The organism is Actinomadura fulvescens (genome assembly GCF_039533225.1).
In the GTDB taxonomy this organism is placed as follows: domain Bacteria; phylum Actinomycetota; class Actinomycetes; order Streptosporangiales; family Streptosporangiaceae; genus Spirillospora; species Spirillospora fulvescens.
Genome location: NZ_BAAATD010000002.1, coordinates 1,053,182 through 1,074,460, shown reverse-complemented (window position 1 = coordinate 1,074,460; position 21,279 = coordinate 1,053,182). Strand labels below are relative to the sequence as shown.

The following is a 21,279-nucleotide window of genomic DNA, read 5'->3' as shown; positions in this document are numbered from 1 at the left end:
CCTTCCTATCCGTGCAATGCGTCGAGCCTGGCGGCCAGGACGGCGCCGATCTCGGCGGCGGGGGCGGGTTCCATCAGCAGGTGGTGGTCGACGTCGAGCGGATGGTCCTCGATCCGCCCGTCGACGAGCGGACCCCAGTTGGCCGGTCCGGTGGGCATGTCGCCGGTGCGTCCCCGGAGCGCGGTGAAGAAGACGACGTCGCCGCGGAACGGGCCGGGCCGGTACTCCTCGGCGCGGTACAGCCCGTTCTCGTAGTTGCGGTAGACGTTGACCAGGTCGTCCTCGCCGAGCGTGGACAGCGCGTCCTCGCGGTCGGCCAGCACCGCGAGGATCTGCTCCAGGTCCGGGTTGCCGTCCTCGGAGATCATCGTGGCGTCGATGCCGATCGACTCCAGCAGCTCGGGCAGGACCTCGCGCTTCTCCGACTCCAGCTTCTGGGTGTGGAAGGCGTCGATGAGCGCGAGCAGCGCCACGTCCTCGCCGCCGGCCTGCAGCAGGCAGGCCATCTCGTAGGCGATGAGCCCGCCCAGGGACCAGCCCGCCAGGTGGTACGGCCCCTCCGGCTGAACGGAGCGGATCTCGGCCAGGTAGTCGCGCGCCATCTCCTCGACCGACCCCGGCAGCTCATCGCGCGTGAACGCACTGGCCTGCAGTCCATAGATCGGCTGGTCCGGGCTCAGGTGCCGCTGGAACTGCAGGTAGCTCCACGCCAGCCCGCCCGCCGGGTGAACGAAGAACAGCGGCGGGCGCGAACCCGTCTCCCGGATCGGCAGCAGCACCTCGAACCCGAGCCGTTCCTGCTCACCGCGCCGGGTGAGCGCCTCCACCGTCTGGTAGGTGAAGACGTCCCGCGGCGCGAGCTCCAGCCCGGCCTGCCGTGCCCGCGTCACCAGCTTGATCGCGGTGATGCTGTCCCCGCCGAGGTCGAAGAAGCTGACGTCCGCGCCGGCCCGTTCGACCTCCAGCACCTGCGCGAACAGCCCGCAGAGCAGCTCCTCCTCCGCCGTCTCCGGATCGCGTCCCGCGTTGCCCTGGCCGTAGTCGGGCACGGGCAGCGCACGCCGGTCGAGCTTGCCGTTGGGGTTCACGGGGAACGTGTCCAGGACCGTGAACGCCGCCGGGACCATGTACTCCGGCAGCCGCGACGCCACCCACCGCCGCAGCTGCTCCCCGAACCGGCCGGGGTCGGCGGAGACGTCGGCGGCGGGGATCACGTAGGCGGCGAGCCGCTTGACGCCCGGCGTGTCCTCGCGGGCGACGACCGCCACGTTGGCGACGCCGGGATGGGCGGCGAGCGCGGACTCGATCTCGCCGAGCTCGATGCGGAAACCGCGGATCTTCACCTGGAAGTCGGCCCGGTCGACGTACTCCAGCCGCCCGTCCGGCCGCCATCGGACCAGGTCGCCCGTCCGGTACATGCGTTCGCCCGGTATGCCGAACGGGTCGGCGACGTAACGTTCGGCGGTGAGGCCCGGCCGGTCGAGGTAGCCGCGGCCGACGCCCGCGCCCGCGATGTAGGCCTCGCCCGTCACGCCGGGCGGGACGGGCCGCAGTCCCTCGTCCAGCACGTACAGCCGCATGTTGTCGATCGGGCGGCCCAGCACGGGCGACCGGTCGCCGGCCGAGAGCGGCGCGCGCATGCCGGTGACCGTCGTATAGGTGGTGGCCTCCGTCGGCCCGTAGACGTGGCCGACCTCGGTGCCGGGGCAGGCCGCCAGGACCTTCCGCATCGCCGCCGGGGAACCCGCCTCCCCGCCGGTGAGCACCTCCGTGAGCCCGGCGAAGGCCGTCGGCCGCTCCTCCGCGACGAGGTTGAAGAGGGTGGTGGTGATGAAGATGCCGGTGACGTTCTCGTCGCCGATGACGCGTTCGAGCCCGGCGGCGTCCAGCTGTCCGGGCGGCGCGACGACGGCACAGCCGCCGGCCAGCGGCGCCACCCACATCTCATACGTTGAGGCGTCGAACGCGTGCGCCGAGTGCACCAGCACGCGGTCGTGCCCGCCGCTGCGCATGGTCGCGTCGTCCACCAGGTCGACCGCGTCACGGTGCCGGAGCATCACGCCCTTCGGCATCCCGGTCGAGCCGGAGGTGAACAACACGAACGCGAGCTGGTCGGGCCGGTTGACGACGCCGGGATCGGTGCTCGGCTGGACGGCCAGTTCCGGGTCGTCGTCCACCACGACCACGGTGGCCGATCCGTCCAGCTCGGCGGCGCGGTCCTTCATCGGGGTGTTGACCAGGAGCACCGGCGCGCCGACCTCGGCCACGGCCCAGGCCATGCGGTCCGGCGGGTAGCCGTGGTGGATGGGGGCGTACGCGCCGCCCGCCTTGAGCACCGCCAGCGACGCCACGATCGCGTCGGCCGAGCGTTCGAGGAGCATGGCCACCGGCGTCTCCGGCCGCACCCCGAGGCCGATCAGCCGGTGCGCGAGCCGGTTGGCCCGCGCGTCGAGCTCGGCGAACGTGATGGACTGCCCCGCCCAGCGGATCGCCTCGGCATCGGGAGTCGCCCGGACCCAGTCAGCGAAGCGTCCGGTGATGGTCCCGGTGCGCCGCTCCGCCACAGGCCCCTGCCACTCCCGCAGAACCTCGGCGGTCTCGCGTTCGGTGAGGACGTCCACCGACGCCAGCCGGGCCTCGGGCCGGTGCGCGATGGCCTCGAAGATCCGGACGAGCCGTTCCGCCAGCCGTTCGGCGTCCGCGCGCCCGAACACGTCGGTCCGGTAGTCGACGCGCAGCGACAGCTCACGCCCGGGGACCGCCGCGAGCGCCAGCGGATAGTGGCTGGCGTCGTAGCCGTCGACGTCGGTCAGCGTCAGGCCGCCCAGGTCCGTGCCGGCCGCGTCCGGGTCGAACGGGTAGTTCTCCAGCACGGTCATCGTGTCGAAGAGCGTGCCGACGGGAGTGAGCCGCTGGATGTCGGCAAGGCCCAGGTGGTGGTGGGCCATCAGCTCGGCCTGCTCGCCCTGCAGCCGCGTCAGCGCCTCGGCGACCGTGTCCGCCGGACGCACCCGCACGCGGATCGGCAGGGTGTTGATGAAGAGCCCGATCATCTGCTCGACGCCCGGCAGCTCCCCCGGGCGCCCCGACACGGCCGCGCCGAAGACGGCGTCGGTGGTGCCGGTGAGCCGCCCGAGCAGCATGCCCCACGCGAGTTGCAGCACCGTGTTGAGCGTCACGCCCTGGGCGCGCGCCCGTGCGTTCAGGTCGGCGGTCAGCCGTTCGCTCAGCCTGAGCCGCACCCGGCCGGGCTCACCCGCGCCCGCCTTGGCCTCCGGGGCGATGAGCGTAGGCTCCTCCACTCCTGCCAGCGCGCGTCGCCACGCCTCCTCAGCCGCGGCCCGGTTCTGCTTGGCGAGCCAGGCCAGATAGTTCTTGTACGGGGTGACACGCGGCATCCCGGTGTCGTCGCCCCCGGCCAGGTACAACGCGAACAGCTCGGTCTGGAGCACCGGCGTGGACCAGCCGTCCAGCAGGATGTGGTGGTTGGTGAACACCATCCGGTGCCGACCGTCCGCCAGCTTGATCAGCGTGAACCTGAGCAGCGGCGGCCTGGCCATGTCGAACGGCGTCGTCCGGTCCCGCTCGGCGACCGCCGTGGCCTCCGCCGAACGGTCGGTCTCCGGCAGCCCGCTCAGGTCGACGTCCTGCCACGGCAGCCGCACCTGCCGCTGCACGATCTGGACCGGCGTGCCCTCCTTGCGCTGCCGGAACCCGGCCCGCAGGTTGGCGTGCCGCCGCAGCAACGTCGCCGCGGCCGTCTTCAGCGCCGCCACGTCGAGCGGCCCCTCAAGGTCGAACACGACCTGCGCCGTGTAGACGTCCTCGCCGCTGTCGTGCAGGGCGTGGAAGAACAGCCCCTGTTGCAGCGGCGACAGCGGCAGGATGTCCTCCAGCTGGGACTGCTTCTGCTGAGCCTGCCGCCGTGCCGGTGCCGTCATCCGAGGTCCCATTCGTCGTCGAGTTCCGCGGCCAGTTCGTCGATCTCGTCCTGGCCGACCTCCACGAGGGAGAGGTCAGAGGGGGTGAAGCCGCCGACCGGGCCGCCGTCGCCGCCCTCGGTGACGTGGGCGGCGAGACCGCGCAGGGCCGCGAACCACTTGTCCGCGAGGGACGCGACGTCGGCTTCGGAGAGGACGGCGCCCGCCCAGGTCCAGGTCGCCGACAGTTCGGGGCCGCCGGGCAGGTCGCGCGTGTGGGCGTTGACCTCGATGGTGTGGACGAGGGCCAGCGCGTCGTTCTGGCCGCCGCCGAGAGCGTCGTGCTCGGCCTGCGCGGCCGGGGCCCAGTCGGTGGCCTCGGGGGCCGCGGACCGGCCGAGGTAGTTGAAGGCGATCTGCGGGGCACGGCCCGTCAGGTGGTCGCGGGTGGCGGGGTTGAGGTGGCGCAGCAGGCCGTAGCCGACGCCGTTGTCGGGGATCTCGCGGAGCTGCTCCTTGATCCGCTTGAGCGCGGTGCCGACGGCCTGGCCGCCCTCGACGACCTCGGCCCAGTCGATCGGGCCCGCGTCGAGCCGGACGGGGAAGATCGAGGTGAACCAGCCGGTCGTGCGGGACAGGTCCACGCCGGGGACGATCTCCTCGCGGCCGTGGCCCTCCAGCTCGATCAGCACCGCCGGGTCGTCGCCGCGCCGCCACTCGGCGACGGCGAGCGCGAGGCCGGTGAGCAGCACGTCGTTGACGCGGCCGTGGAACGCGGCGGGCACGTCGGTGAGCAGCGGCCCCGTCACGTCGGCGGGCAGGTCGAGGGTGAGGTGGCGGGCGGTGCCGAACGTGTCGGTCGCGGGGTCAAGCGGGCGGGCGCCGAGCAGCGGGTCAGGGGTGTTCTGGATGTCGGTCCAGAGGGGGAGTTCGGCTGCCCGGGAGGGTTCGGAGGCTTCAGCGACCAGACGCTGGGCCCAGCGGCGGAACGAGGTGGGGACCGGCTGGAGTTCTCCCCCGGCCCAGGCGGTGACAAGGTCGGGCAGGAGGATGCGCCAGGAGACCCCGTCCACGACCAGATGGTGCAGGGTCAGCAGGAGCCTGCCCGAGGCGGGGCCCGCGTCGCACCAGACCAGCTGGGCCATGACGCCCGCGGCCGGGTCGAGACGTGCCTTCGCGGCGCGCGCCTCGTCGCCGAGAAGGGCGAGGAGGGCCTCGCCGGTCATGCCCTCGATGTCCACGCGGCGCAGCAGCGACGCCGCGTCGACCGTGCCGGGCTCGGTGACCTCGAACTCGTCGCCGGTCACGCGCAGGCGCAGCATGTCGTGGTGGTCGAGGACCGTCTGGAGAGCCGCCGCCAGCCGTCCGGTTCCCAGGGCGGGCGGGACGTGGAGCAGCATGCGCTGGCTGTAGTCGGTGACCGGTCCCCGCAGGCCGCGGAACCAGTGCATGATCGGGGTCGGCGGGACCGGTCCCGTGCCGGTGCCGGGCGGTTCGGTCTCGACCTCGTCACCGACCGGTTCGGCGATGGCGGCGAGTTCTTCGACGGTCTGGTGCTGGAAGACGTCGCGAGGCGAGATGACCAGACCGGACTGGCGGGCCCGCGACACCAGCTGGATCGCGATGATCGAATCCCCGCCCAGATCGAAGAAACCGTCATCGACGCCGACGCGCTCCAGCCCGAGCACCTCAGCGAAGAGGGCGGCGAGGGTCTCCTCTTCGGCGGTGCGAGGTGTGTGTGCGGAGACCTGGGCTGCGAAGTCGGGTGCGGGCAGGGCCTTGCGGTCGAGCTTGCCGTTCGGCGTGAGCGGCAGGGCATCGAGCCGGACGATCGTCGCCGGGACCATGTGGTCGGGAAGATCACGAGCGGCGAAACGGCGCACCTCGGTGGGATCGACACCGGCACCGGCCACGTAGGCGATCAGGCGTTGGTCGCGGACGATCACCGCCACATCCGACACCGACTCATGACGAGCCAGGACCGACTCGATCTCCCCCGGCTCGATGCGGAAACCACGCAACTGCACCTGCTCGTCGGCACGGCCGAGGTATTCGAGGCTGCCGTCGCGGCGCCAACGGCCCAGGTCACCGGTCCGGTACATGCGCGTGCCGGGCTTGCCGTACGGATCGGCGACGAAACGTTCGGCGGTCAGGGCGTGACGGTTGAGGTATCCGCGCGCCAGGCCCGCGCCCGCCACGTACAGTTCGCCGGAGACACCGGGCGGAACGGGCTGGAGGCGTGCGTCGAGCACGTACACCCGGAGGTCCGGGATGCCGGTGCCGATGATGCTGCCGGGTGCGGTCGCGGCGTACGCACGGTCGAGCGCCACGTACGAGACGTGCACGGTCGTCTCGGTGATCCCGTACATGTTGACCAACGTGGGCGCGTCATCGGCGTGACGGCTGTACCAGTCTTCGAGACGACCCAATTCCAGCGCCTCGCCGCCAAAGACGACGTAGCGCAACGCCAAGTCGGTGCCAGGGTTATCCCGGTCAGCGGCCATCAGCTGATAGAACGCCGACGGCGTCTGATTGAGAACCGTGACCCTCTCAGCCGCGAGGAGTTTCAGGAACTCATCCGGCGACCGCGAAACGAGATAGGGAACGACTACCAATCGACCGCCGTACAGAAGCGGCCCCCACAATTCCCATACCGAGAAGTCGAAAGCGTAGGAGTGGAACAGCGTCCACACATCATCGGACCCGAACCCGAACCACTGCTCGGTCGAACGCAGCAGCCGCACCACGTTCTGATGCGGAACCACCACACCCTTCGGCCGGCCCGTCGACCCCGACGTGTAGATCACATACGCCGGACCATCCGGCGACACCGCCACACCCAGGTCGGAGTCGTCGTACTCACCCGGCACGTCGACCGAGTCGAGCGTCAGAACAGGCTTGGCGTCCTCCAGCATGAACGCGATGCGATCCGCCGGGTAGTCAGGATCGATCGGCACATACGCCGCACCCGTCTTCAGCACCGCCAGCACAGCGACCACCAGATCAGCAGAACGCGGCAACCTCAAAGCCACAAACTGCTCAGCACCAACCCCCTGAGCCACCAGATGACGAGCCAGCCGATTAGCCCGCGCGTTCACCTCGCCATACGACAGCGTCAAACCCTCAAACGTCACCGCCGCAGCATCCGGCCGCGCCGCCACCTGCGCCTCGAACAACGCCGGAATCGTCGACCGCTCCACCGATTCGGCGGAGCCGCCCGCCCACTTGCGCACGATGGTGCGGCGTTCGGCCCGGTCGAGGATCTCGGCGGTGCCGATCGGCTCGTCGGGGGCGTCGAGCAGTTCGCGCACGAGCCGTTCGAAGCGGGCGGCGATCGACTCGGCGGTGGCGGGGTCGAAGAGGTCGAGCGCGTATTCCAACCCGGCTTCGATCCCGGCGGGAGCGCCGTCCTCGCCGTGCCGTTCCTCCAGGTAAAGGGACAGGTCGTACTTGGCGGCGCCCGACGTGAGCGGCTCGACTCCCACGCTCATCCCGTCCAGTTCGAGCCTGGCCTCGGGGTTGTTCTGGAAGGACAGCGCCACCTGGAAGAGCGGATGCCGGGACATGGACCGCGCCGGGTTGAGCACCTCGACGAGCCGCTCGAAAGGCAGGTCCTGGTGCGCGTACGCGGCGAGGTCGGTCTCCTTGACCCGCCCGATCAGTTCACGGAACGACGGGTCGCCCGAGGTGTCGGTGCGCAGCACGAGCATGTTCACGAACATGCCGACGAGGTCGTCCAGCGCCTCGTCCGTCCGGCCCGCGATGGGCGAGCCGATCGGCACGTCCGTGCCGGCGCCGAGCCGGGTCAGCAGCGCCGCGTAGGCCGCCTGCATCACCATGAAGAGGCTCGCGCCGCTCTCGCGCGCCAGTTTCAGCAGGCGGGCGTGCAGGCCGGCGTCGAGCTCGAAGGCGAACGTGGCGCCCCGGTGACTCGCCTCGGCCGGGCGAGGCCGGTCGGCCGGGAGCTCCAGCTGATCGGGGAGCCCGGCGAGGGCGTCCTTCCAGTACGCGAGCTGCCGCGACACGAGGCTGCCGGGATCGTCCTCCGACCCGAACAACTCCTGCTGCCACAGCGTGTAGTCGGCGTACTGCACCGGCAACGGCGCCCAATCCGGCGCCCTGCCCTCACCGCGCGCCGCGTACGCCAGGATCACGTCCCGCGCCAGCGGTGCCATCGACCAGCCGTCCGCCGCGATGTGGTGCAGGACCAGCAGCAGAACGTGGACGTCGCCGCCGAGCGAGAACAGCCGCACCCGCAGCGGCGGCTCGACCGACAGGTCGAAGCCCTGCCCGGCGGCGGCGGCGAGCTCGGCCGGCAGCCGGGCCTCGTCGGTCTCGGTCACGGTGAGCCGTGGCCGCGCCTGCGCCGGGTCGAGCACGAGCTGCCGCGCGGTGCCGGAGGCGTCCGGGAAGATCGTGCGGAGCGACTCGTGCCGCGCCACCACGTCGCCGAGGGCGGCCTGGAGGGCCTCGTGGTCGACGGCGCCGGCAAGCCGCAGGGCCGCCGGCATGGTGAACGTCGTGGAGCGGCCCTCGAACCGGTTGAGGAACCACAGCCGCTGCTGCGCGTACGACAGCGGAACGGTCCGCGGGCGCGGATCGGCGCGCGCGAGCGCGGGCCGCACGTCGCCGGACGCCTCCGCGAGCCGGACGGCCAGACCGGCCACCGTCGGCGCCTCGAAGAGCGCCCGGATCGGCAGTTCCACGCCGAGCGCCGACCGGATCCTGCCGACCAGCCTGGTCGCGCTCAGCGAGTCGCCGCCGAGCGCGAAGAACCCGTCGTCCACGCCGACCCGCGCGACGCCGAGCACCTCGGCGAACAGCCCGGCGAGGATCTCCTCGCGCGGTGACCGCGGCGCGCGGCTGACCGGCGCCCCGGCGCCCGGCGCGGGCAGCGCCCGGCGGTCCAGCTTCCCGTGCACGGTCAGCGGCAGCGCGTCCAGCGGCGTGATCGAGGGCACCATGTGATCGGGCAGGCTCGCGGCGACGTGCCGGCGCAGCGCGGGGACGTCCACCTCCCCGGCGACGTAGGCGGCGAGGCGCCTGTCCCCCGGCGAGTCCTCACGGACGACGACGGCGGACTGCGCGACGCCCGCGTACGCGCCGACGACGCTCTCGATCTCGCCGAGCTCGACCCGGTAACCGCGGATCTTCACCTGGTCGTCGACCCGCCCGAGGTACTCCACGTGGCCCTCGGGAGTCCAGCGCGCCAGGTCGCCGGTCCGGTACATCCGGTCGCCCGGCTCACCGAACGGGTCGGCGACGAACCGTTCCGCGGTCAGGGCAGGCCGGTCGAGATAGCCGCGCGCCACCTGCGCACCGGCGAGATAGAGCTCTCCGGGAACACCGGGCGGAACGGGCTGAAGCGCCGGGTCGAGCACGTACGCGCGGGTGTTGCGGTAGGGGCCGCCGACCGTGGGACGTTCGCTGAGCCCGACGACCTGGTTCATCGTGTCGATCGTCGACTCGGTGGGGCCATAGAAGTTGCGGGTCGTCACGCCGGGCAGCGCGCGCAGCTCGTTCCACAGCGCGGCGCTGATCGCCTCACCGCCGAGCAGCAGCTGCGACGGCCGGTGCCGGCCGTCCTCCGTGAGCAGCCCGGCTTCCCGGAGCGACTGGAAGTGCGACGGCGTGGTGTTGACCAGATCGATGCGCGCCTTGGCGACGTACTCGGCGTAGGCCTCCACGTCGCGGCGCGTCTCGTCGTCGATGAGATGCAGCTCGTGGCCGTACATCATCCACAGCAGGCCCATCCACGACGTGTCGAACGAGAACGACGCCAGATGCGCGAACCGCAGCCGCCGGCCGCCCGCCGCCTCGACGGCCGGATCGAAGAACGCGGCCCGGTGCGCCTCGAAGTAGTTGAGGACGCCGGCGTGCGGCACCACCACGCCCTTGGGCCGTCCGGTCGAGCCCGAGGTGTAGATGACGTACGCGGCGTCGCCCTCGGACGACTCCCGTGCGGGGTCGTGCGAGGGGCGGCCCGCGACGTCCAGGGCCTCGGTGATCGTCAGGGCGGGACGGCAGTCGCCGAGCAGGTGGGCGACGCGGTCGGCCGGGTACTCCGGATCGATCGGCACGTAGGCCGCGCCCGCCTTCAGCACGCCGAGGATCGAGACGACGATCTCGGGCGTGCGGGGCAGCACCAGCGCCACCCGGTCCTCGGGCCCCACGCCGCGCGCGATCAGCTCGTGCGCGAGGCGGTTGGCCCGCTCGTTCAGCTCCGCGTACGTCAGCGTGAGGACGCCGCACACCAGCGCGACGTCGTCCGGCGTCCGCGCGGCCTGCGCCTCGAAGAGGTCCGGCAGCGTGCCGGGGCGCGTCTCGGCGGCCGTGTCGTTCCAGGCGGCCAGCCGGGCGCGCTCCTGCTCGCCCGCGAGCTCGACCGCGCCGATCGGCTTCCCGGAGTCGGTGGCGAACGCCTCCAGGACGCGCCGGACCCGGGCCAGCAGCGCCTCGACGACGTCCTTGCCGTAGACGTCCGGCCGGTAGTGCAGCCGCAGTGACAGCGCCGGGCCGGGCACTGCGACGAACGACAGCGGGAAGTGCGTCGCGTCGTAGGAGCCGGCGCCGGCGATCCGCACGCCGTTCAGCGACCCGTCCATCGAGGCCGGGTCGAACGGGTAGTTCTCCAGCACGGTCATCGTGTCGAACAGCTGGCCGTGGCCCGCCATCCGCTGGATGTCGGTGAGACCGAGGTGGTGGTGCGGCAGCAGCTCGGCCTGCTCGTCCTGGAGCCGTTCCATGAGCGCGGAGAGAGGCTCGCCGGGCCGATACCGGACGCGGACGGGCAGGGTGTTGATGAAGAGCCCGATCATCTGCTCGATGCCGGGCAGCTCCGCGGGCCGGCCCGAGACGGTGGAGCCGAAGACCACGTCGTTCGTGCCGAGCAGGCGTCCGAGCACCAGACCCCATGCGCCCTGCAGCACGGTGCTGAGCGTGACGCCGTGCCGCCGGGCGGCACGCTGAAGCTTCTTGGTCAGCCGCTCGTCCAGCTCGGTGATGGTCCGTTCGGGCAGGACGGGCGGACGCCCGGCCGCGTCGGGCGCGACAAGGCTCGGCTCGGCCACGCCGTCGAGCGCGCGCCGCCAAGCCTCCTCGGCGGCGCCGCGGTCCTGCTTGGTGAGCCAGGCGAGGTAGCTCTTGTACGGGGTGACGCGCGGGAAGCCCGTGTCATGCCCGCCCTGGACGTACAGCATGAACAGCTCGGTCGCCAGAACCGGCGTGGACCACCCGTCGAGCAGGATGTGGTGGTTGGTGAACACCAGCCGGTGGCGTCCGGCGCCCAGCCTGACCAGGACGAACCGCAGCAGCGGCGGTGCGGTCACATCGAAGCGGCGCGAGCGTTCCCGCGCCACGATCGTGTCCGCCTCGGCCTCGTCCGCGACCTCGATCTCCTCCCAGGGCAGCTCGACGCCGCGCGGGATCACCTGGACGGGCTTGGACAGCCCTTCGTGCCAGAACCCGGCACGCAGGTTGGAGTGGCGCCGCAGCAGGGTGTCCGCGGCGGTGCGCAGGGCGGCGGCGTCCAGCGGCCCGTCGAGATCGAGGACGAGCTGCGCCGTGTAGACGTCCGTCGTGTCCGAGTCGTACAGGGCATGGAAGAAGAAGCCCTGCTGCAGCGGCGACAGCGGCAGGATGTCCTCAAGGTCACCACGGTTCAATGCTGCTGCCTCCAGGCGTCCTGCAGTCGGTCGATCTCGCCCTGGTCGAGGTCCACCAGGAGGTCGGACGGGGTGAACCCGCCGCCCGCCGCCCCGGTGCCGTCGCCGCTGACGTGCGCGACCAGGCCGCGCAGCGCCTCGAACCAGCCCTCGGCGAGCTCTCGCACGTCGTCCTCGGCGAGCAGCCCGTCCGGCCAGGTCCAGATGGCGCTCAGTTCCGGGCCGCCCGCCAGGTCCCGGGTGATCACGTTGATCTCCAGGACGTGGGCCATGGGCATGCGCGGGTCCTCGCCGCCGGGCGTCTCCTCGGCGGCCAGGCTCCAGTCGCCGCCCTCGCCGCCCGGGTCCACCCGGCCGAGGTAGTTGAACGCGATCTGCGCGGGCGCGAGATCGGCGAGCTCCCCGGCCGCCTCGGCGTTGAGGTGGCGGAGCAGGCCGTAGCCGATGCCGTCGCCTGGGATCTCGCGCAGCTGTTCCTTGACCTTCTTGATGGCGGTGCCGACGGCCTGGCCGCCGTCCCGCACCTCGGCCCGGCCGATCGTGCCCGCGTCGAGCCGGACGGGATGGATCGAGGTGAACCAGCCCACGGTGCGCGAGAGGTCCACCCCCGGCACGACGTCCGCACGGCCGTGGCCTTCCAGATCGATGAGCACGCCGGTGCCCCGGCCGCCCCGGTTCCCGCGCCAGTGCGCCACGGCGAGCGCGAGGCCGGTGAGCAGCACGTCGTTGACGCGGCCGTGGAACGCGGCGGGCACGTCGGTGAGCAGCGGCCGGGTCGTGTCCGCGGGCAGGTCCAGACGTACCGTCCGGGCGCGGGCGGCGATGTCCACGCGCGGGTCGAGTGCCCGGTCCGCGAGAGGCTGGACGGGGCCGTCCACGATGTCGAGCCAGGTGTCGAGTTCGGCCTCGGCGCGCGCCGGGTCGGTCGCGGCGGCGGTGAGCCGCTGCGCCCAGCGCCGGAACGAGGTCGCGGCGGGCTGGAGCTCGCCGCCCGCCCACGCGGTGACCAGGTCCGGCAGCAGGATGCGCCAGGAGACCCCGTCCACGACGAGGTGGTGCAGGACGACCAGCAGGCGGCCCTGCGCCGGTCCCGCGTCGAACCACACCAGCTGCCCGGTGATGCCCGCGACGGGATCGAGGCGGTCGCGCGCCGCGGCGGCGTGCTCGGCGATGACCCGGGCGAGCTTGTCGGCGTCCAGGGCGGCGGTGTCGACGCGGGTGACGAGGTCACCCGCGGCGACCGTCCCGGCCGGCCGGACGACGGGCTGCCACCGGTCGCCCTCCACGTCGAGCCGCAGCCGCAGCAGGTCGTGGTGGTCGAGCAGCGTCTGGAACGCGGCGGCCAGCCGGTCCGTGCCGAGGTCCGGGGGCGTCCGGAGCAACATCGACTGGTGGAAGCCGCGGATCAGCTCCGCGTCGCCGCCGACCCGGTCGCGCAGCCACGCCACGATCGGAGTGATCGGAACCGGCCCGGTACCGGTCCCCGGCGCCTCGGCCTCGATCTCCTCGCCCTCGCCGACGGGTTTGGCGATGGTGGCGAGTTCTTCGACGGTCTGGTGCTGGAAGACGTCGCGAGGCGAGATGACCAGACCGGACTGGCGGGCCCGCGACACCAGCTGGATCGCGATGATCGAGTCCCCGCCCAGATCGAAGAAGCCATCATCGACGCCGACGCGCTCCAGCCCGAGCACTTCAGCGAACAGGGCAGCGAGGGTCTCCTCTTCGGTGGTGCGGGGTGTGCGTGCGGAGACCTGGGCAGTGAAATCGGGTGCGGGCAGGGCCTTGCGGTCGAGCTTGCCGTTCGGGGTGAGCGGCAGGGCATCGAGCCGGACGATCGTCGCCGGGACCATATGGTCGGGAAGATCACGGGCGGCGAAACGGCGCAGCTCGGTGGGATCGACACCGGCACCGGCCACGTAGGCGATCAGGCGTTGGTCGCGGACGAGCACCGCCACATCCGACACCGACCCATGACGGAGCAGGACCGACTCGATCTCGCCCGGCTCGATGCGGAAACCACGCAACTGCACCTGCTGATCGGACCGCCCCAGATATTCGAGACGGCCGTCGTCCAGCCAGCGGCCGACGTCGCCCGTGCGATACATGCGCGTGCCGGGCTTGCCGTACGGATCGGCGACGAAACGTTCAGCGGTCAGGGCCTGACGGCCGAGATAACCGCGAGCCAGACCGGCACCCGCCACATACAACTCACCCGCCACTCCGGGCGCGACCGGCTGGAGGCGTGCGTCGAGCACGTACACCCGGAGGTCCGGGATGCCGGTGCCGATGATGCTGCCGGGTGCGGTGGCTGCGTACGCACGGTCGAGCGCCACGTACGAGACGTGCACGGTCGTCTCGGTGATCCCGTACATGTTGACCAACGTGGGCGCGTCATCGGCGTGACGGCTGTACCAGTCTTCGAGACGACCCAGCTCCAGCGCCTCGCCGCCAAAGACGACGTAGCGCAACGCCAAGTCGGTTCCCGGGTTATCCCGGTCAGCGGCCATCAGCTGATAGAACGCCGACGGCGTCTGATTGAGAACCGTGACCCTCTCAGCCGCCAGAAGCTTCAGGAAGTCCTCGGGGGAACGGCTCGTCAGGTACGGGACGACGACCAGGCGACCGCCGTACAGCAGCGAGCCCCACAGCTCCCAGACCGAGAAGTCGAACGCGTAGGAGTGGAACAACGTCCACACGTCATCGGGGCCGAAATCAAACCACTGCTCAGTGGAACGCAGCAGCCGCACCACGTTCTGATGCGGAACCACCACACCCTTCGGCCGACCCGTCGACCCCGACGTGTAGATCACATACGCCGGGCTATCCGGCGAGACGGGCACTCCCAGGTCGGAGTCGTCGTACCCTTCGGGGACGTCAACGCTCTCCAGCGTCAAGACAGGCTTGGCGTCCTCCAGCATGAAGTCGATGCGGTCCGCCGGATAGTCCGGATCGATCGGCACATACGCCGCACCCGCCTTGAGCACCGCCAGCACAGCCACGACCAGATCGGCAGAACGCGGCAACCTCAACGCCACGAACTGCTCAGGACCAACACCCTGAGCGACCAAGTGACGAGCCAGCCGATTAGCCCGCGCGTTCACCTCGCCGTACGAGAGCGTCAAACCCTCAAACGTCACCGCCGCAGCATCCGGCCGCAACCCCGCCCACGCCTCGAACAACGCGGGAATCGTCGACCGCTCCACCGATTGCGCGGAGCCGCCCGCCCAGTCGGTGAGGATGGTCTCGCGCTCGGCGGGATCAAGGACGTCGATCTCGCTGATCCGGGCCTCGGGGTCGGCGAGCAGCGCGGTCAGATACCGCTCGAAGCGGCCGACGAGCCGCCGCGCCGTGGCCGGGTCGTAGAGGTCGAGCGCGTACTCCAGCTCGCCGTCCAGGCCGTCCTCGCGCTCGGTCAGCACCATGAGGAGGTCGAAGCGGGCGACACCGGCGTGCAGCGGCTCGACCTCCGCGCTGAAGCCGGGCAGCTCCAGCCTCGCCTCCGGGTTGTTCTGGAAGGTCAGGCCCACCTGGAAGAGCGGATGGCGGCCGAGGTGACGAGACGGGTTGAGCACCTCGACCAGCCGCTCGAACGGGACGTCCTGGTGCGCGTACGCGGCGAGGTCGGTGTCCCGCACCCGCGCGACGAGGTCCCGGAACGTGGGGTCGCCGGAGGTGTCGGTGCGGAAGACGAGCATGTTGACGAACATGCCGATCAGGTCGTCCAGCGCCTCGTCCGTCCGGCCCGCGATGGGCGAGCCGATCGGAACGTCCGCGCCGGCGCCGAGCCGGGTCAGCAGCGCGGCGAAGGCCGCCTGCGCGACCATGAACGGGCTGGCGCCGGTCTCGCGCGCCGTCTTCAGCAGCGCCGCGCGCACATCGGCGCCGAGCCGGAAGCGGGCCGTGCCGCCCCGGTAGGAGGCGGCGGCCGGGCGCGGCCGGTCCGCGGGCAGTTCCAGCTCCTCGGGGAGCCCGGCGAGGGCGTCCTTCCAGTACGCGAGCTGCCGCGACACGAGACTGTCAGGATCGTCCTCCGACCCGAACAACTCCTGCTGCCACAGCGTGTAATCGGCGTACTGCACCGGCAACGGCGCCCAATCCGGCGCCCTGCCCTCGCCGCGCGCCGCGTACGCCGAGATCAGATCCTTGGCGAGCGGCGCCATCGACCAGCCGTCCCCGGCGATGTGGTGCATGAGGAGCAGCACGACGTGCTCGCCCGGCGCGATCTTGTAGAGGTGCGCGCGGAGCGGCGGCTCGGCGGAGATGTCGAACGCGTAGCCCGCGGCCGTCCCGAGCCGGGAGGGCAGCTCGGCCGCGGTGCACTCGGTGATCTGGAGCTCGGGCCGTGCCACCGCCGGGTCGAGGACCAGCTGCCGTGGGACGCCGCCGCTGTCGGGCAGGATCGTGCGCAGTGTCTCGTGCCGCGCCACCAGGTCACCGAGGGCCGCCTGCAGCGCCTCGTGGTCGAGGGCGCCGCGGATGCGCAGCGCGGTCGGCATGTTGTAGGTGGCGGACGGCCCCTCGAACCGGTTGAGGAACCACAGCCGCTGCTGCGCGTACGACAGCGGGACGGCCTCGGGGCGTTCGCGCCGCGCCAGCACCGGGCGCCCGGCCTCGCCCGCAGCCAGCTCGTCCAGCCGCGCCGACAGCAGGGCGACGGTCGGCGCCTCGAACAGCGCGCGCACGGGCAGCTCGACCTGGAGCGCCCGGCGGATCCGGCTGACGACCCGCATCGCGATGAGCGAGTTGCCGCCCCGCTCGAAGAAGTCGTCGTCGATGCCGACCCGGGGCACGCCCAGCAGGCCGGCGATGACGGCGGCGATCGTCTCCTCGCGGGCGTCGCGCGGGGCACGGTAGGCGGCCGCGGTCGCGGGCTCGGTGATCTCGGGCCGGGGCAGCGCCCTGGTGTCGACCTTGCCGTTGGGCGTCAGCGGCAGCTGGTCCAGGACGACCACGGCCGAGGGCACCATCGCGTCGGGCAGGTGCCGGCGGACGTGGGCGCGCAGTTCCTCGGGGTCGAGGGTCTGCCCGGGCGCGGCGACGACGTACGCGACCAGGCGCTTGGTCGTGGGCCGCTCCTCCGCCGCCCGCAGTTCCTCCACGCCCGGCAGCTCCAGGCCGGAGACGGCGACCGAGGCGTCGGAGACGACGGTCTCCAGCACCCGCCGGTACCAGCCGGCCAGCCGTTCGACGGTCGCGCGGTCGAAGAGGTCGAGCGCGTACTCGATCGTCCCGACCATTCCCCCGGTGCCGTTCACCGGCTCTTCCAGCAGGAACTCCAGGTCGAACTTGGCCACCCCCGGGTCCACCGGCTCGACGGCGACGGTCAGCCCGGGCAGCTCGACCGACGGAGCCGGGTTGTTCTGCAGGGTGAGCATGACCTGGAAGAGCGGATGCCGGGCGAGCGACCGCGCCGGGTTGAGCGTGTCGACGAGGCGTTCGAACGGCACGTCCTGGTGGGCGTACGCGGCGAGGTCGGTCTCCCGTACCCGGGCGAGCAGCTCGGCGAACGCGGGGTCGCCGGAGGTGTCGGTGCGCAGGACGAGGGTGTTGACGAAGACGCCGACCAGCTCGCCCTGCGCCTCGTCCGTCCGGCCCGCGATCGGCGAGCCGAGCGGCACGTCGGTTCCCGCGCCGAGCCGCGTGAGGAGCGCGGCGAGCGCGGCCTGCAGCACCATGAAGAGGCTGACCTGGTGGTCGCGGGCCAGCGCGGACAGGCCGTCCGCCAGCTCGCGTGGCACCTCGAAGGTGACCTGGCCGCCCCGGTAGGACGCCCGTTCGGGGCGCGGGCGGTCGGTGGGCAGCGCGATCTGGTCCGGCAGGCCCGCCAGGGCGCCCTTCCAGTAGTCGAGCTGGCGGGCGGCGAGGCTGCCCGGGCCGCTGCCGAGGAGCTCCCGCTGCCAGAGCGCGTAGTCGGCGTACTGCACCGGCAGCGGTTTCCAGCCCGGTGCCGCGCCGTCGCGGCGGGCGATGTAGGCGGTGATGACGTCCCTTGCCAGCGGCGCCAGGGACCAGCCGTCACCGGCGATGTGGTGCATGACGAGCAGCAGGACGTGCTCGGCGGGGGCGAGCCGGTAGAGGAAGGCGCGGAGCGGCGGCTCGGCGGCCAGGTCGAACCCGCGCGTGGCGTCCATGAACAGCCGGCCGTGCAGGTCGCCGTCCGCCGCGTCGGTGATCGTCAGCTCCGGCTCGGCCTCGTCCGCGCCGAGGATGCGCTGGTACGGCTCGCCGTCGGCCTCGCCGAACACCGTCCGCAGCGACTCGTGCCGGGCGATCACGTCGCGCAGCGCGGCCCGCAGCGCGTCGTGGTCGATCTCGCCGGTGAGCCGCAGCGGGATCGGCATGTTGTAGGTGGCGGTCGGGCCTTCGAGCCGGTTGAGGAACCACAGCCGTTCCTGCGCGTACGACACCGGCAGCGGGTCGGGGCGGGCCGCCGGCAGGAGCGCCGGCCGCACCTCCCCCGTACCCTCGGTCCCGGCCGCCGCGGCGGCGACGCGGCTCGCGATCCCGGCCACGGTCGGCGTCTCGAAGAGCGCCCGGACCGGCAGCTCGGCGTTCAGCGCGGCGCGGGCGCGCGCGACCACCCGGGTCGCCTTGAGCGAGTCGCCGCCGAGGTCGAAGAAGCCGTCGTCGACGCCGACGGCGGGCAGCCCGAGCACCTCGGCGAAGATCCCGCAGAGGATCTCCTCGCGGGCGTCGCGCGGGCCGCGCCCGGCGACCGCCGCCGCGAAGTCGGGGGCGGGCAGGGCGGCGCGGTCGAGCTTCCCGGCGGGGTTGAGCGGCAGCTCGGCCAGCGGCACGACCGCCGACGGCAGCATGTACTCCGGCAGCGTCCGGCCCGCGAAGTCGCGCAGCGCGGTCTGGTCGAGCGGCATGCCGGGCTCGGCCGGGACGACGTAGGCGACCAGCACGGTGTCGCCCACGTCGTCGGTGCGGGCGGCGACGACGCTCTGCCTGACCCCGGGATGGGCGGCGAAGGCGGCCTCGACCTCGCCCAGCTCGATGCGGAAGCCGCGCACCTTGACCTGATGGTCGGCGCGGCCCAGGTATTCGAGCGTGCCGTCAGCGGCCCAGCGCGCCAGGTCGCCGGTGCGGTACATGCGCTCGCCCGGCGCGCCGAAGGGATCGGCCACGAACCGGTCGGCGGTGAGACCCGGGCGGCCGAGGTATCCGCGGGCGACGCCCGCGCCGCCGATGTAGAGCTCACCGGGCACCCCGGCCGGCACGGGCCGCAGCGACGCGTCCAGCACGTAGGCGCGCACGTTGGCCATCGGCCGGCCGATCGGCGCCCGCGCCTCCGGGTTGCCGTCGTCGTGCCAGGTGACCACGACGACGGTCGTCTCCGTCGGGCCGTAGATGTTGGAGATGCGGGCTCCCGGCGCCTGCCGGCGGATCTCCCGCAGCAGCGGGGGCGGCAGGGCCTCGCCGCCCAGCCCGATGGACGAGACGTCGAGCCGCACGTCCGGGCGGCCCAGCACGGCCGAGGCGGCGGAGGGAACGCCGCCGACGAACGTGCCGGTCCAGCCGCCGCGTTCGCCCACCTCCAGCAGATCCCGGACGACCTCGATCTCACCGCCGAGCGTCAGCGGCACCAGCCACTCGCAGACCGACAGGTCGAAGTTGAGCGAGGCGGCGAACAGCACGCGCCGCAGGCTGCCGGCGCCGAAGAACTCGATCGCCCGCGTGCGGAACGCGTCCATGTCGCCGTAGGTGGTCACGACGCCCTTGGGCCGCCCGGTCGAACCCGAGGTGTAGATCACGTACGCGACGTTGCCGAGGCCGAGCGGGCGGGTGCGTTCGGCGTCGGTGACGTTGGCGGCCGAGAGGCCGGAGTCGTCGCCGAGGCGGTCGAGCTCGATCCGGGGGACGTCGCCGGGAAGGCTCGCGCCGCTGGTGGTGAGAACGCAGGCGGGCTTGGCGTCCGCCAGCATGTAGGCGATCCGGTCCCGCGGATAGGCGAGGTCGACGGGCTGGTACGCGGCGCCCGCCTTGAGGATCGCCGTCAGCGCCACGACCAGCTCGGCGTCGCGCGGGAGGGCGACGGAGACCAGGTCCTCGGGGCCGACGCCGAGCGCCATCAGCCGCCGGGCGAGCCGGTTGGCGCGCGCGTTCAGCTCCCGGTACGTCAGCGTCCCGCCGCCGTGGCGGACGGCCGTGGCATCCGGGGTCGCGGCGGCCTGCGCCTCGAACAGCGCGGGCCACACGGTGCCGGAACGCGGCACGGCGGGCCCGTTCCACGTCTCCAGCACCTGACGGCGCTCGCCGGCGTCCAGCAGTTCGACGTCGCGGAGCGGCGTGGCCGGGTCGACGTCGCCGAGCGCCGTCAGGAACCGCATGAAACGGTCCTGGTGGGTGGCGACCTCGGCCTCGGTGTAGAGGTCGGGGTGCGCCTCGAAGTCCACCCGCAGGCCGTTGCCGTCGAAGTTGTCGTAGATGTTGATCGACAGGTCCTCGACGGGACCTGTGGTGATGGCGTGCATGCGGCCGGGCGTGCCGGCGAAGTCCAGCCGGTAGTCGAAGGCCATGATGTTGACGAGCGGTCCGTACAGGCGCCGCCGTTCGCCCAGCAGCTTCAGGTCGCGCAGCAGGTCCTCGCGGCGGTAGCGCTGGTGCCGCAGTGCCCGCGCGGTGGCCCGGGTCACCGTGCGGACCAGTTCCTCGACGGTCATCTCCGGCCGCACCTCGACCCGCAGCGGCAGGACGTTGGAGAACATCGCCGTGGTCTCCTGCGCCAGCGGCGTGGTGCGGCCGCTGACCGCCAGCCCGAGGATGACGTCCCGCGTGCCGGTCATCCGCGCCACGTACGCGGCGGTCGCGGCGATGGACAGGGCCTGGGTGGCGGTGCGCAGCCGCCGCGCCCCGGCGGCGAGGCGGGCCGTCGTGCCGGGCGCCAGCGTGGTGACCCGGCTCAGCGGCCACGGCGTCGGGTCGGCGAGATCGTCGCTCAGGCTGACGGCGGCCGGCTTGTCGGCGAAGCGCCCGGTCCAGTAGGCGCGGTCGCGCTCGAACTTCTCCGAGGTGCGGTAGGCGGCGTCCTCGGCGAGCAGGCTCCGGTACGAGCCGCGCTCGGCGGGCACGTACTCCCCGCCGTTCGCCAGCGTCGTGTAGACCTCGGCGGCTCGGCGGCTGACGACCGAGCCGGTGAAGGCGTCCGCGATGATGTGGTGGGCGCGGATGAACCACCAGTGCAGTTCGGGCCCCAGGCGCAGCCACCCGGTGACGTAAAGGCGCTCGCCGTCCAATGGCAGCGGTTCGGCCATGCGCTCGCGCATCCAGGCCCGCGCGGCCGCCCGGGGGTCCTTCTCAGCGCTGAGATCGATGAGCGGAATGGTGGCGGTCGCCGCGCTATCGAGAATCTGGTGCGGAATGCCGTCGCGCTCGACGATCCGGGCGTTCATGGATTCGGCCTCGTGCGCCGAGATGGCCGCCACTCGATCGAACAACGCGTGGTCCACCGGACCCTCGATCTCGATGTACTGCGCAATATGAATCGGCGTTTCGGGTGCCAGTTGCTGCGCGTACCAGACGCTCTGCTGAGCGGTGGAAAGAGGAACGTACTCGGTGGACGACATCAGGCGGCACTTTCCCGGGTCTGAGGGGATTTACTGAAACGCCAAGTGGGATCGCCCCTTCCGGGGCCGAAATTGCGTGACGACGAAACTTCGGGCTGTACCCCGTCCCCTTTCCCCGAGTCCCTG

3 protein-coding genes are annotated in these 21,279 nt (G+C 72.2%); all 3 read right to left on the bottom strand.

The window, feature by feature from the left end; translation table 11 throughout:
• Positions 1-5 precede the first annotated feature (5 nt).
• Genes ABD333_RS11580 through ABD333_RS11570 form a run of 3 tightly spaced genes read right to left on the bottom strand, consistent with a single transcriptional unit; the run spans position 6 to position 21,153 of the window.
• Positions 6-3,941 (bottom strand): amino acid adenylation domain-containing protein, encoded by a 3,936-nt coding sequence (locus tag ABD333_RS11580; protein WP_344540324.1) that lies wholly within the window; start codon positions 3,939-3,941, stop codon positions 6-8.
• Positions 3,938-11,584, bottom strand: a complete 7,647-nt coding sequence (locus ABD333_RS11575; protein WP_344540323.1) for an amino acid adenylation domain-containing protein — start codon at positions 11,582-11,584, stop codon at positions 3,938-3,940. Before ABD333_RS11575 ends, ABD333_RS11580 begins: the two co-directional genes overlap by 4 nt.
• Positions 11,581-21,153 (bottom strand): amino acid adenylation domain-containing protein, encoded by a 9,573-nt coding sequence (locus ABD333_RS11570; RefSeq protein WP_344540322.1) that lies wholly within the window; start codon positions 21,151-21,153, stop codon positions 11,581-11,583. The genes ABD333_RS11575 and ABD333_RS11570 overlap by 4 nt, the downstream gene beginning before the upstream one ends.
• Positions 21,154-21,279: the final 126 nt, after the last annotated feature.